Annotated in this window: 14 protein-coding genes and 1 pseudogene; 8 read left to right on the top strand and 7 right to left on the bottom strand. The window is 63.5% G+C overall.

Annotated features, from left to right (window positions below):
- Positions 1-110 precede the first annotated feature (110 nt).
- Both H276_RS0111135 and H276_RS22855 read left to right on the top strand, forming a co-directional pair.
- Positions 111-1,907, top strand: a complete 1,797-nt coding sequence (locus H276_RS0111135; protein WP_019971388.1) for an acetyl/propionyl/methylcrotonyl-CoA carboxylase subunit alpha — start codon at positions 111-113, stop codon at positions 1,905-1,907.
- Positions 1,908-1,982: 75 nt separating this feature from the next.
- The gene (locus H276_RS22855) at positions 1,983-2,315 is read left to right on the top strand and encodes a hypothetical protein (protein WP_018601548.1); all 333 of its coding nucleotides are present in this window, start codon (positions 1,983-1,985) and stop codon (positions 2,313-2,315) included.
- A gap of 119 nt (positions 2,316-2,434) precedes the next feature.
- Here H276_RS22855 and H276_RS0111150 read toward each other — a convergent pair whose 3' ends face one another.
- From H276_RS0111150 to H276_RS0111160, 4 genes and pseudogenes are all read right to left on the bottom strand, one after another.
- Positions 2,435-3,157, bottom strand: a complete 723-nt coding sequence (locus H276_RS0111150; RefSeq protein WP_231376658.1) for an RNA polymerase sigma factor SigF — start codon at positions 3,155-3,157, stop codon at positions 2,435-2,437.
- A gap of 26 nt (positions 3,158-3,183) precedes the next feature.
- On the bottom strand, positions 3,184-3,606 hold the full coding sequence (locus H276_RS0111155) for an anti-sigma factor (protein WP_051111419.1): 423 nt from the start codon (positions 3,604-3,606) through the stop codon (positions 3,184-3,186).
- 95 nt (positions 3,607-3,701) lie between these two features.
- Positions 3,702-3,953, bottom strand: a pseudogene (locus tag H276_RS24050) (ChaB family protein); the annotation flags it as partial.
- Between the two features lie 291 nt (positions 3,954-4,244).
- Positions 4,245-5,231, bottom strand: a complete 987-nt coding sequence (locus H276_RS0111160; RefSeq protein ID WP_026356853.1) for an LLM class F420-dependent oxidoreductase — start codon at positions 5,229-5,231, stop codon at positions 4,245-4,247.
- Positions 5,232-5,282: 51 nt separating this feature from the next.
- On the opposite strand from H276_RS0111160, the gene H276_RS0111165 reads away from it, so the two are divergent.
- Positions 5,283-5,636 (top strand): hypothetical protein, encoded by a 354-nt coding sequence (locus H276_RS0111165; RefSeq protein ID WP_026356854.1) that lies wholly within the window; start codon positions 5,283-5,285, stop codon positions 5,634-5,636.
- Between the two features lie 69 nt (positions 5,637-5,705).
- Here the strand turns inward: H276_RS0111165 and usfY are convergent, their stop codons facing one another.
- The 3 genes from usfY to H276_RS22860 form a co-directional block, all read right to left on the bottom strand.
- Positions 5,706-6,014, bottom strand: a complete 309-nt coding sequence (gene usfY, locus H276_RS0111170; protein ID WP_026356855.1) for a protein UsfY — start codon at positions 6,012-6,014, stop codon at positions 5,706-5,708.
- Positions 6,015-6,145: 131 nt separating this feature from the next.
- Positions 6,146-6,301: a DUF6131 family protein gene (locus H276_RS24640; RefSeq protein WP_019971394.1), complete on the bottom strand. Its 156-nt coding sequence runs from the start codon at positions 6,299-6,301 to the stop codon at positions 6,146-6,148.
- Positions 6,302-6,335: 34 nt separating this feature from the next.
- Positions 6,336-6,545 carry a hypothetical protein gene (locus H276_RS22860; protein WP_019971395.1) on the bottom strand — a complete coding sequence of 70 codons (210 nt, stop codon included), beginning with the start codon at positions 6,543-6,545 and terminating at the stop codon, positions 6,336-6,338.
- Between the two features lie 231 nt (positions 6,546-6,776).
- Between H276_RS22860 and H276_RS0111180 the strand changes: the two genes are divergently transcribed.
- From H276_RS0111180 to H276_RS0111205, 5 genes are all read left to right on the top strand, one after another.
- Positions 6,777-8,093: a bifunctional lysylphosphatidylglycerol flippase/synthetase MprF gene (locus H276_RS0111180; protein ID WP_019971396.1), complete on the top strand. Its 1,317-nt coding sequence runs from the start codon at positions 6,777-6,779 to the stop codon at positions 8,091-8,093.
- Between the two features lie 40 nt (positions 8,094-8,133).
- Positions 8,134-8,502 (top strand): PE-PGRS family protein, encoded by a 369-nt coding sequence (locus H276_RS0111185; RefSeq protein ID WP_231376655.1) that lies wholly within the window; start codon positions 8,134-8,136, stop codon positions 8,500-8,502.
- A gap of 1,139 nt (positions 8,503-9,641) precedes the next feature.
- Entirely contained in the window at positions 9,642-10,244 is a 603-nt protein-coding gene (locus H276_RS0111195; RefSeq protein ID WP_026356857.1) for a TetR/AcrR family transcriptional regulator, read from the top strand.
- Positions 10,245-11,022: 778 nt separating this feature from the next.
- Positions 11,023-11,808, top strand: coding sequence for an alpha/beta fold hydrolase (locus H276_RS0111200; protein ID WP_019971400.1), 786 nt, complete (start codon positions 11,023-11,025; stop codon positions 11,806-11,808).
- A gap of 10 nt (positions 11,809-11,818) precedes the next feature.
- Positions 11,819-12,940, top strand: a complete 1,122-nt coding sequence (locus H276_RS0111205; protein ID WP_019971401.1) for an FAD-dependent monooxygenase — start codon at positions 11,819-11,821, stop codon at positions 12,938-12,940.
- Positions 12,941-12,960: the final 20 nt, after the last annotated feature.

A 12,960-nucleotide genomic window follows, 5' to 3' on the forward strand; every position in this document is an offset into this window, starting at 1 on the left:
CTTACTTTCAAGTAACCGGCACCGCCTCACCGAGCATTAAGGAGCGCCGCATAAACTTCCCGCGATACATTCTTAAAGACGATTCTTAGAGAACCTGCCGAGGAGGCACCGTGGCCAACCACGCCAGCTCAAAGATCTCCAAGGTGCTTGTCGCCAATCGAGGGGAGATCGCGGTTCGGGTGATCCGCGCCGCCAAGGACGCCGGACTGATCAGCGTGGCCGTGTACGCCGAGCCCGACGCCGACGCGCCGCACGTACGGCTCGCCGACGAAGCGTTCGCCCTGGGTGGGCAGACCTCAGCCGAGTCCTACCTGGTCTTTGAGAAGATCCTGGACGCCGCCGCGAAGTCAGGCGCCAACGCCGTCCACCCCGGCTACGGCTTCCTGAGTGAGAACGCTGAATTCGCCCAGGCCGTCATCGACGCCGGGCTGATCTGGATCGGACCCAGCCCGCAGTCCATCCGCGACCTGGGCGATAAGGTCACTGCCCGCCACATTGCCGCCCGCGCGCAAGCCCCGCTGGTGCCCGGCACCTCCGACCCGGTCAAGGACGCCGACGAGGTCGTCGCATTCGCCAAGGAGTACGGCGTGCCGGTCGCGATCAAGGCCGCATTCGGTGGTGGCGGTCGCGGCATGAAGGTGGCCCGGACCCTCGAGGAGATTCCCGAACTGTTCGAGTCTGCGACCCGTGAGGCCGTCGCCGCGTTCGGCCGCGGTGAGTGCTTCGTCGAGCGCTACCTGGACAAGCCGCGTCACGTCGAAGCTCAGGTCATCGCTGACACGCACGGCAACGTCGTCGTCGCCGGCACTCGCGACTGCTCGCTGCAACGCCGCTTCCAGAAGCTGGTCGAGGAGGCCCCGGCCCCGTTCCTCACCGACGCACAGCGCAAGGAGATCCACGAGTCCGCCAAGCGCATCTGCAAGGAGGCCGGCTATTACGGTGCGGGCACCGTCGAGTACCTGGTCGGCCAGGACGGCCTGATCAGCTTCCTCGAGGTCAACACTCGTCTGCAGGTCGAGCACCCCGTCACCGAGGAGACCGCAGGCATCGACCTGGTGCGCCAGCAGTTCAAGATCGCCAACGGCGAGCGTCTGGACATTACTGAAGATCCTGAGCCCCGAGGTCATGCTTTCGAATTCCGGATCAACGGCGAGGACGCCGGCCGCGGCTTCCTGCCCGCCCCCGGCCCGGTCACCAAGTTCGAGGCCCCGGCAGGCCCGGGCGTCCGGATGGACTCGGGCGTGGAGAGCGGATCGGTCATCGGCGGTCAGTTCGACTCGATGCTGGCCAAGCTGATCGTCACCGGCGCGACCCGTGACGAGGCGCTGGACCGGTCCCGCCGGGCGCTCGCCGAGTTCAACGTCGAGGGCCTCGCGACCGTGATCCCATTCCACCGCGCGGTGGTCAGCGATCCGGCGTTCATCGGTGACGGCGACAAGTTCGACGTCCACACCCGCTGGATCGAGACCGAGTGGGACAACACCGTCGAGCCGTTCACCGGTGGCGACCCGATCGAGGAAGAGGACACCATCCCACGGCAGACCGTCGTGGTCGAGGTCGGCGGACGCCGCCTCGAGGTGTCGCTGCCCGGCGACCTGGCGCTCGGTGGAGGTGGCGGCGGTGCCCCCGCCGGCGTGGTTCGCAAGAAGCCCAAGTCGCGTAAGCGTGGCGCCAGCGGCGCGTCTGCCGCCTCGGGCGACGCGGTCACCGCACCGATGCAGGGCACCGTGGTCAAGGTCGCCGTCGAGGAGGGCCAGGAGGTCTCCGCGGGCGATCTGGTGGTGGTGCTGGAGGCCATGAAGATGGAGAACCCGGTTACCGCCCACAAGGACGGCACCATCACCGGCCTAGCGGTAGAGGCCGGCGCGGCCATCACCCAGGGCACCGTGATCGCCGAGATCAAGTAGATCTTTCGCGCCGAGTGGCCACCTATGACGCAGATCCTGTGTCGTAAGTGGCCATTCGGCTTTCTTGGAGGGCATGTGGAACCCGTCGAAATCAACAACGGCCAGTGGTACTTGCGCGGACTGCGTGCCGATGACCGCGTCGACGACCGGCCCGCACTGGCCGATCTGGGCGAGACGGACCTGGACTATGTGCACGACGCCGAGGACGGCTGGGCCGATGACACCCGTTACACGTGGGCCGTGTGCGAGCCCACGACGGGCGAGTTGCTCGCCGAGGTCGTACTCGACCCCGTCACCGGGTTCATGAGCAGCCGGGGCCGTCCCGGGTTCGAGGATGCCGCCGCGATGTCGGAGGACACCGTGAGGCGGTATGCGGAGGCGGCGCTGGGCCTGGAAGTGCACACGTAACTTCCGCGCCAGCAACGACTTTCGACAATTCAAGTCAAGTTCCGGCACCAGCTCCTGCCACTGAGACGCGCATCGGCGCACCTAGGACGGCCTGAGGCTTCACCTCCTGGGCCGCACGATCACTGCAACTGGTCGCGCAGCCGCGCCAGCGATTTCGCGAGCAGACGCGAGACATGCATCTGCGAGACACCGACCCGTTCGGCGATCTGCGTCTGAGTCTGAGACTCGAAGAACCGCAGAAGTAGCACCGTGCGTTCTCGCTCGGGCAACGCTGCCAACAACGGGCGCAACGTCTCGCGATTCTCGATGCGTTCGAGGGCGGTGTCGACGTCGCCGAGGGAATCCATGATGGCGGGAGCTTCCTCGTCTCCGCCACCGCCGCTGTCGATGGACAGCGTGTTGTAGGAGCTGCCCGCCACCAGACCTTCGACGACTTCGTCGCGGTCGACACCGAGTTCTTCGGCGAGTTCGGACGCAGTGGGCGCCCGGCCTAACCGTTGAGAGAGCTCAGATGTCGCCGTTCCCAAGCGCAGGTGTAGTTCCTTGAGCCGCCGCGGCACCTTGACCGACCAGCTGTTGTCGCGGAAGTGCCGCCGTACCTCACCCATGATCGTTGGCACGGCGAATGATACGAAGTCCGAACCGGTCTCGACATCGAACCGGTTGACGGCGTTGACCAACCCCACCCGGGCGACTTGTACGAGGTCTTCGCGGGCTTCTCCGCGCCCGTCGAAGCGACGAGCGATGTGGTCCGCCAGCGGCAGGCATCTGGTGACGATCTCTTCGCGTTGGTCAGCGTAAGCCTGCGTGTGTTCGTTCAGCCCGCCGAGCACACGGAACATGTCAAGGACGTCCGCATATTCCGATGTCACTGCGAAAGGCTCGCTCGCCTCGCTATCAGCGATATGCCGAATACCGCGCCGGTGTCGGCGTCCCGACCATCGGTGAAGGTCTGCACGTCGTGCGCCAATGACGTCAGGACATGCCAGCTGAAGCTTCCGGGCTCGACCACCTTCTCGCCCCTGCAGGTCGTCGATGCGGTGATGACCACTTCGTCGTCGCGCGGATCGACCACAACGACAAGCGTCGAATCCGGCACCGAGGATCGAATCAACGCGGTGCACGCCTCGTCCACCGCCAGCCGTAGGTCGGCGACCATGTCGAAATCAAGATCCTCGAAAGTCGCTGCAGCGCCGACCAACGTTCTGAGAACAGCAAGGTTCTCTACCCTGGCCGCGACTCGCAACTCGACGGACCGCACGCCTGCGTCGGGTGCGTTGTCTTGGGCCATGTGACCTCCAGGCATTGTCTCGCCCACCATACCCCCGACCACCGGTTTCACCGTTGACATATGGGCACCGGGAATCAGTCCAGACGACACGTCATCGCTTGCGCGTTTCCCGGCGATTCTCTTTTTCGATTGCTTCCACAAGTTCTTTTTTGTCCATCGCCGACCTTCTCATAACTGTGTTTGAGCGCCGAGTACGCCACCCGGTGGGCACGTTGACCCTCACCATAGGATTTCACTGCCGAGTCGTGTGCTGTTGCGAATGTCCGCTGCGCCTTGGCATCCGATTTCTGCAATGTGCTCGGCAGTTCACTCTGCTTGGCTTTACCCTGCCTCGTGGTCTCCGGCAACGTCCGGCTCCTCTCGGCTGCTGTGGCGGGTACGACGGATCGACCGCACGTTCGGGTATTCCTCACATTTAGTGCCCACATACCGAACAATTCAAACATCACCTCGGACCGCCTCCACCGGCCGGCAACAAGGGGCTGTCGTATGTTCACCCTTCTGCGTTTCGCATCCAATCACATTGTCAAACAACGATTTATGCCCTTTTTAAGTCCGGCCACGGACCACAGCACCTCCCGACACGGACGCGGATGCCCGCTGAATTCTGTCCGAAAACCGTTCCCTACCAAGGCTGTTCAGTCGAGTTCGGCGCGCAGCGCGGCCAGCAGCGGTTTGGCCGCCTCGTTCAAGAACTGCTCCTGGCTATCGCCGCCGATCTGAACCAATGCGATGTCGGTGAAGCCGGCATCGCGATATTCGTCGACCGATTGGACGATCCGGTCGAGGTCAGGCCCGCACGCTATGGCCGACGCAACGTCCTGCGGCCTGACGAACTGCGTCGCGGCGGCGAACCCCGCGGGCGTCGGCAGGTCTGCGTTGACCGACCAGCCGCCGGCGAACCACCGGAATTGCTCATGAGCCCTTCTGACGGCTTCACTCCGGTCGGGATCCCAGCACACCGGAACCTGCCCGATGACCCGGCCTTCGGGCAGTACGCCGGTGGCTTGCCGCCGGTCGCGCCAGTCGTCGACAATGGCGCGGTCGGGAGCCACGTCGATCAGGTGGTCGGCGAGCAACGCAAGTTTCTCGACAGCTTTCTCACCGGTCATGGAGACGCCGATGGTCACCGGCTCGTCGGGGATGTCCCAGATCCGCGCGGAGTCCACTTCGAAGTACTCGCCCCGGAAATCGATCAGGTCGCCGCCGAGGAGCTCCCTGATGATCTTGATTGCCTCACCCAACATGTCGAGCCGGCGCTCGACCGTGGGCCAACGCTGCCCGACTACGTGCTCGTTGAGATTCTCACCGCTCCCCAGGCCCAGGGTGAACCGGCCGTCGGCGAGGATCTGCACGGTCGCCGCCTTCTGGGCGACCACCGCCGGGTGATACCGCATCGTCGGGCACGTCACGTAGGAATACAGGTGCACCGAATTCGTCGCGTGCGCAACAGCACCCAGCACCGGCCAAGCGTTCGGCGCATGCCCCTGCCCAGCCAGCCAAGGCGAGTAATGGTCGCTGCACACTTCGAAGTCGAACCCCACCTGCTCTGCGCCGACTGCATACTCAACGAGGTCGCGAGGGCCGCTCTGTTCGGTCATCAGGGTGTATCCGAATCGCGTCATGCCGATCGAATACCCGTGCATGGCGCGGTGAAACTGGGGTACCCAACCGCCATGACCGAGTCACACACAGGAACCCACCAGGTTGACCAACAGCACCGCGGCTTACGGCTTTCCGCCACATGGATATTGGCGATTCTGACGATTCCTGCGGCAATCGCGGTGTTCTTGTTCGGTATGGCTGCCGTGATGAGCCTGGCCGGTTGCACCGACCAGGCCTGCGCTCACAAGGGGCCGAACGAGTTCTGGTTCGGCATCCTTTTCTACGGGGCGCCAGTGGTCCCCATCGTCACCATCGTGGTGTCCATCTTCACGGCTCGGCTACGTCGCGGCATCTTGGTTCCCCTCGCCGCATTGGCGCTTCTGGCCATCGATTTCGCGGTGCTCGCCCTGACGTTCCGTTCCTGATCCGACACCGCAGTCAACCGTCCGGCCGGCATCCGGCTGGTGACCTTCTTCGCTTGTGCCGCGACGTCGTCAGCTGCTGGGACGTTGCCTGATCACACCCGGATGGTCGGCGTACCAACGCTGTTCGATGTGCCTGACCCTGATGTGTTCGAACGCCAACCACAGGGATCCGACGACGAATCCGGCTGCGGACAAACTGCCCACAGTGAAACCGACCTCGGTATGGCCCGTCGCGAAGGCGGACAAACAGGCGACGAACAACACCAGCGCCAGACCGATCACAACCAGCGCGGGCATGATCACGTTGTCCTTCATCGCCTCACCGGCATACTGCCGAGTTGTCCTGGAGTGATCCACCGGATCTTTAGGACCTTTCATGGCTGCTCCTTCCCGCCATATTCTGCTGGCCCTGCTCCCCCCATACTGCGGGGCTGTATCTACGGTAGAACGATTTCGCCGGATCGACGACAATTCCGTCAACCCGGCGTCCTCGACGCTTACTGCGCAGGTCAATACCAGACGCGTCGACCGCCGACCGGTCGCCCGATCGAGCCGAGTAGCCAGAAGATGGCACCTACCACCAACAGGATCACCCCGATGACCCACAGCAGATAGATGTTGAATACCAGACCGAGAATGAGCAGTATCGCTCCGAAGACGATCATCGGGACCTCGTTTCCATAGGTGTGCGGCTGGATGTCACTGGCTTGGTTGCGGTAGCCGGCACTGGTCCACCTTCGGGTTCACCCCCGCATAGTTGAGCGGGCCCGCCACGACCGTGAGCGCGACGCTGCCTGCTGCGGCACAGCTGGTCGAACCCGTCCGGAAGTAGTCGCGTTGCCAAGCCGCGAATACCCCGATCAGCAACCAGATCAGGACAATTGCTCCAAGTGCGCCACCAAGCCTCATGCCGGTGGAATAGCCCCTGCGAGCCACTTCGAAACGTGACGCCACGCCCGGTTGCGCTGTCCGCCCCGCGGGGTAATCCTCGAATTGGCTACCGCGCAGCGTCAACGCGCCGATTCACGCGATCGAGGAGGACTTCCAGCGATGCTCGAGAGCGATCGCGCTAGATGGAAACATCGGCCCACCGTCGCTGTGTCCGCGGCCGCCGCGGGTCGCAGGCGTGGGTGGCGCGGCATGCCGGGCTTGATCATCGTCGGCGGTGTGGCGATCATCCTCACTGCGTGGTACGGCCTCGGCCACGCCACGCCCCGCGCCGCTACAGCGGAGATAGTCGCGGCCGCGGTCACGGTCATCACCGTCTGGCACGGAATGTTGCTCGGCCGCCCGATCACCAGACTGCACGGCACGCTGGCACTGGCGGCGGTGCTGCTGGCCGTCCTGGCAGATGACATCGGCGAGGTCGGCGGCTTCGCGGTGTTCATCCTCGCGGCCGGAGTTCTACTGATGCTCCCCTGCCAGTCACGGGCCGAGCCCGAGGCATTGCCACAAGTGCACCGGCTGGTGGACCAGACCCACGACGACCCATTGGCGCCATTTGCGATGGCCGCCGACAAAAGTTATGTCTTCAGCACCGATAACAGTGCGGGCGTGGCCTACCGGGCGCTGGGTGGACTGGCGGTGGTCAGCGGCGATCCGATCGGCGACGAAAATCGCTACCCCGAAGTGGTCGGCCGATTCGCAGCGCTCTGCCGGTCCCGCGGCTGGCGGATCGTGGTCCTGGCGGCATCGGAATCCCGCATAGCACTGTGGTTGGACGCCGACGGGGTCGGCAGTCTCAAAGCGATCCCCATCGGGCGCGATGTCGTCATCGACGTCGGCGAATTCAGTCTCTTGGGTCGGAAAAAACGCAATCTGCGCCAAGCGGTGCAGCGGACCCACAACGCGGGAATCACCACCGAGATCATTGCCGAACAGGACCTCGACGCCGACCTACGAGCCGAACTCGCCGATGTCGTGCGAGCGTCCGGCAGAGGTGCGGCCGGAGAACGTGGATTCGCGATGATGCTGGGCGACACCCTCTCCGGCCGCTACCCCGACGTGTGGCTGATCATCGCTCGTGATCGATTGGGGCGAGCACAGGCATTTCATCGTTATGTCACAGCTGCGGCAACAGACCTGAGCCTGGAACTGCCCTGGCGACGCAAGGGCGCTCCCAATGGAATCGACGAACGCCTCACCGTCGACATCATCGAATGGGCTCAACGCACCGGAATTCAACGGGTTTCCCTCGCCTTCGCGCCGTTCCCCGAACTTTTCGCCAAGGACCCGACGGCAGGGATCGCTGTCCACGCCGGTTACCTGCTGGCCCATATCGGCGACCGGCTCATCAAATTGGAGTCGATCTACCGGTACCTGCGAAAATTCGATGCCCTGAAAGAACGCCGGTACGTACTCTTCCCGCCGACTCACCTGCTGTCGACCCTGTTCATCCTCTTGCGCCTGGAATTCGGCCACCGTCCAGACCGCGGCCCGTTGAAGACCGATCCGTGATTCGGGTTTCGTGTTCGCGCAACCGGGATATCCCGAAGACATGATGAAGCTCAACCTAGGAACCAGGATCAAGCGCGACGTCGCACCTCTGGTGTTCGCCGGAGCCGTCGCATCAGCTATCGCCGCCGCGCCATTCGCGACAGCACAGGTCCCCGGCCAGTTGGCGAGTGTGCAGCCTGGCACCATCGCGACTGTCCCGCTCGACCCGGGTGGCGGCGGGTGTATCAACGGCCAATGCGGGTCTGGCGGCACCGATAACGGGCCGGGCGGCGGCCCCGGAGGTAGCGGCTGTGTGCCTAGCGCGAACGGCCCGATCTGCGGGTCCGGCGGCGTCAACGGTGGCCCCGGCGGGGTTCCCGGTGGCAGCGGCTGCCTCCCCGGCGTGGGCTGCGGTTCCGGTCACGGCTGACACACGCGAGACGGCGGTGTGAGGCGGACGGCGCCGGATACGCAACGACACGGCCATATCGGCGCTCTCCGCTGCGGCTTACAGAATTCCCACCGGGTCGCCTGAGTCCGACAGCACGCTCGACTGTGCCTCCACCACGATGGCCGTGGTGGAGGCGCAGCCCGCGACGTGACGGATATACCCGGCCGCTTACCGCCATCGGATGCTCGGGTCGTCGATTCATCACACTGTCTGCCAAGGGATTGCCGTCCTAACACCGCACAAAGTTGACATCCCGCAGAGATCAGACCACGACGCGGAATTCCTTTAGCGACAGATCAGCAGGATCCGGGACGTTCATACCGGCCGCAGAGACCATCTCGGTGTTGCCAAAAAAAGCATCGCGTGGGAGGAAGACCGTTTCCAGTAACAGCTGTCCCGGGTCCGCTGGGATTTGCGGCGGCTGATCGAATTGGGCCGCGGCCGAGCGCAGTGCTGTCGTAGCTGCCTGATAGCGAGTTCGCCCTCCAGCGGCCCGATGTCGGTGGCGATGACCACGCTTGTGTCGAGGATGGCTCTCACTCAGGTATCCAGGGGTCGCGGAGTTCGTGGGAGATCCGAATGCACTGTGGCTCAATGTTTTCTACTGTGAAGGAACGAGAATCAGCAGCCGCGCTGGGATGCGTTTTACCTGAGCGCCGAGCCGGAATTCGGAGGCTCAGCTGTAGAATTCTGGACCAAGCCGGACGCATGAGAGAGCATCGCAGGCTTCCCGCTAAGGCGAATTTATCAGGCGCGCAACAGATTTGCGGAAACCGCCTGACCTACATACGACAAGAGCTTCGCGTCCACGCTACTGAGCCCCTTCAGCAAAACAAGCAACGCGAGGTCCACCGGATAGCCGGCACGCATCGATCCGACAGCGACAGTGGCCTGGATCAGCCTGGCGATTGAACACTTTCTGAACCAAATGCTAGCCTAGCCCCAGAATGTTCGCTTTAACGGGTCGCTTTGGATTCCGCTGCTGTCAAAGGACACAACGTGTAGGTCCGGTCGGCACGCGATCAGCATCACGTGGGCCTCGTCACGCAATAGGGTTTCGCCGATGCCGCGTTGGCTGATGCCCGACTACCGCAATAGTTACCGCTGTGGCGGCTCACATGGTTAAGCCCGTCACCCCGGATACGTCGGGCCGCCGACCCGGTGGACGGACTGCACGCGTCCGGGAGCGCACGCTGCAGGCGACGGTTGAGCTCGTGGCCCTGCGTGGGATCAGCGGGCTGCGCTATGAGGACGTGGCTGAGCGCGCAGGAGTGAGTAGAACCAGCGTCTACCGGAACTGGCCACAGCGCGGCAAGCTGGTCAGCGACGCGCTGTCCGCTTTCGCCGAAGATGCCGTTCCAATGCCGGACTCGGGCGACATCCGTGCTGACCTAGTCCAATTTTTGGTGGCCCTGGTCGCGGCCTATTCCACGCCGCTTGGACAAGCACTCGTGCAGGCCTTGGGGACCACCCGCGATGACCCTGAAGTTCAGCAAACGGTGAACGATGTTTTCGAGCGGAGGTTGTCAGTATTGCGCCGCCGGCTCGACAGGGGCCGCGACCGTGGTGAGCTGCCGGACATGGACGTTCACTTCCTCGCCGAGATGTTAACGGGTCCTGTCCACATGTGGCTTCTCCGCGGGACACGGCCGTTCACGCGCGCCGATGCCGAACGCATCAGTGATGTTGTGTTGGCCGGAATCCGGGCTGTCAGCTCATGACCACGCACCCATCGCGCGCTGGACGGTGCTTATCGTGAAGCCGGGCCGTGTCGGGCTGTCTGGACGAGTATCCCGTCCTGCTCGACCACAAGGCCGTCGGCCAGTGTGGCCTCGGCGCAACCGGACACTTTCATTCGGATTTCCCGACCATCCTGTAGTCGATTTCCCCACCCTCGGTAACGAAATGACCGTCATCGTCCAACTAAGCAGTGGTTCAGCACCTTTCGACGATCCGAGGCTGGACAATCCAGGTGTGCAGGAAGCTATCTGCACAAATGGTCCCCGTAGCCAACGCCCCTATTACACCTGGTGACAGTATGACTATGTGTCATTGACCTACGACATCGAGCGCCAATAACATCGGCCACCGCAGCTTGTTTCGGACAAAGGGGGCGGCGGCATGTCGGTCGACGACATCGTGGTGTTTCAAGACGCGGATCTATTGCGGCGCGCAGAACAAGAACTTCACGATGGCGGAGCGCTGGGAGTCCGGGGCTAGTGCTCCTGGCGTGTTCAGTTCCGCTGCAAAGGATTTCGATCTTCTCGCCGCTCTTGCAGCGGTCAGCGACCGGGCGGCGGAAGTAGGCGAGGTCTTTTTTTACCGCGCGTACGATCCAGGATGGGGGCGGCGATGCCAGCCTCGGTCGACCAAGGGTGACAACCCGAACAAGATGCGGCACATTCCCTCTCCCCCACCGGCGGCGGTCCGTGGCCCTTGAATGCCGCATGGGGAGATGCTAGCTTAAGTGAACAAATAGTTTCTTTAAGGAGGTTCCCGATGCCGACGTTGCGGTTCGGCGATCAGGTCATCGCGTATTCCGTACATGGCAGCGGAGAGCCCGTCGTCCTTATCCATGGAGGAGAGACCGGGAAAATCCAGTACGACTCGATGCGCACCCTGCTCGGGCCGGGGGTTCGCGCCATCGGCTACGACCAGCGGGATACCGGTGATTCACTGAATCCGGCTGATTCCTATGGCATTCAGGACCTCGCCGATGATTGCCAGGCCCTGATCGAAGGACTCGGCTACCAGCGCGCCCACATCTTCGGCGCATCGTTCGGCGGGGCAATCGCGCTGCAACTGGCCTTGACCAGACCACAGGTGGTGCACAGCCTGGCCCTGGGTGCAACGCTTGCGCGAATTGATTTCCAAGCGAACGCCACAACTGGCGCCATCGTGGAAACCCCGCCAGATCAACGCACAGCGCAGATGCTCGACTTCGTTCTGTCTCCGCAGGGGCAAGCATCTGAGGAAATGGTCGCAGAGCTGATGGCGCTGCTGATCCACCGGACACCGGAGGCAGACGTCCGGCGACTGGACGCGGTGCGCCATTTCGATGTGACCGATCGGCTAGCAGAGATCGCCGCGCCAACGCTGCTCATCTACGGCCAGGACGACCAGGGAGCGACCCCTGCCGCCGGCGAGCAGATCGCCGCGGCGATCCCGAACTCGCGCCTGGAGTTGCTTCCTGGTGTTCGCCACGGCATCACGGTCGAAGGCAAGCACCAAACCGCCAAGCTGCTGCGCGAATTTGTACTCGCACACCCAATCAACGGATCGTAAGGAGCGTGGCGTGAAAGTTCTAGTTGTCGGCGCCGGTGTCGCCGGTCTCGGCGTGGGCCTCAACCTCGGCCGCTCAGGTCACGACGTGATGATCATCGAGCGCGCGAACCACCTGCGTACCAACGGCTCTCCCATTGACGTGCGCGGTGATGCAATCGCTACCGTACGGAAGATGGGACTTCTCGACGCCGTGCTCAACGCACGAATTTCGATGTCCCAGCAGTCAGTCTTTGTCGATGCCGATGGTCAAGTCACCGCTCAACTTCCCTGGACGTCGCGGGTGGTCAGCGATTCCGACGACGATATCGAAATCGCGCGGGAAGACCTGGCGAACATCCTCGCCGACGCCCTTCCGTCCAATGTGGCACTTCGTATGAGCGATTCCGTCACGTCCTTGTCCGAGGTGGACGAAGGCGTGGACGTCGTCTTTTCATCGGGCGGGACCGGCCGGTTCGACTTCGTCGTTGGTGCCGACGGGCTGCACTCAACGGTGCGACGGCTCACCTTCGGTCCCGAATCCGAGTACGTCCACCATCTAGGCTGCTACATCGCGATCGCTGACTTGCCGTCAGGCAAGGTCTCTGGCGTCAGCACCATCTACAACTATCCCGACCACATGGTGGGGGCGATGGGATACAAAGATACCGGCCTGGCTGTCTTCCTGTTCCGCTCCGAACCTCTCGATTACGACTACCACGACATCGACCAGCAGCGAAACATCCTCGCCGATGCCTACGCTGGCCACACCGAGTGGCGGATCCCGGAACTGCTCGAGGCCGCCGAGGGTGATCCCGAGCTGTACTTCGACTCAGCGAGTCAGATCCACATGCCCTGTTGGCATCGGGGAGGCGTGGTGCTCATCGGCGATGCCGCCCACGCCGCGTCGGGGCTGTCGGGCCGCGGTACCTCACTTGCGCTGACTGGTGCCGACTTCCTCGCCGAGGAGGTGGGCCGCAGCGGCCGCGACCTGGCTGCCGCGTTCAAAGCATACGAAAGCCGTCAGCGCCCCTATGTGCAGGCGGGGCAAGCAATTCCCGACGGCGGCGGGCTCGCCCTGACGCTGCCCGACTCCTGGGAGGCAATCCATGCGCGCAACGCACAGATTCGGGCGGCAGCGACCGACCAGAGCTGATGCACCATAGTCTCGACGAA

The organism is Mycobacterium sp. 141, assembly GCF_000382405.1.
In the GTDB taxonomy this organism is placed as follows: Bacteria; Actinomycetota; Actinomycetes; order Mycobacteriales; family Mycobacteriaceae; genus Mycobacterium.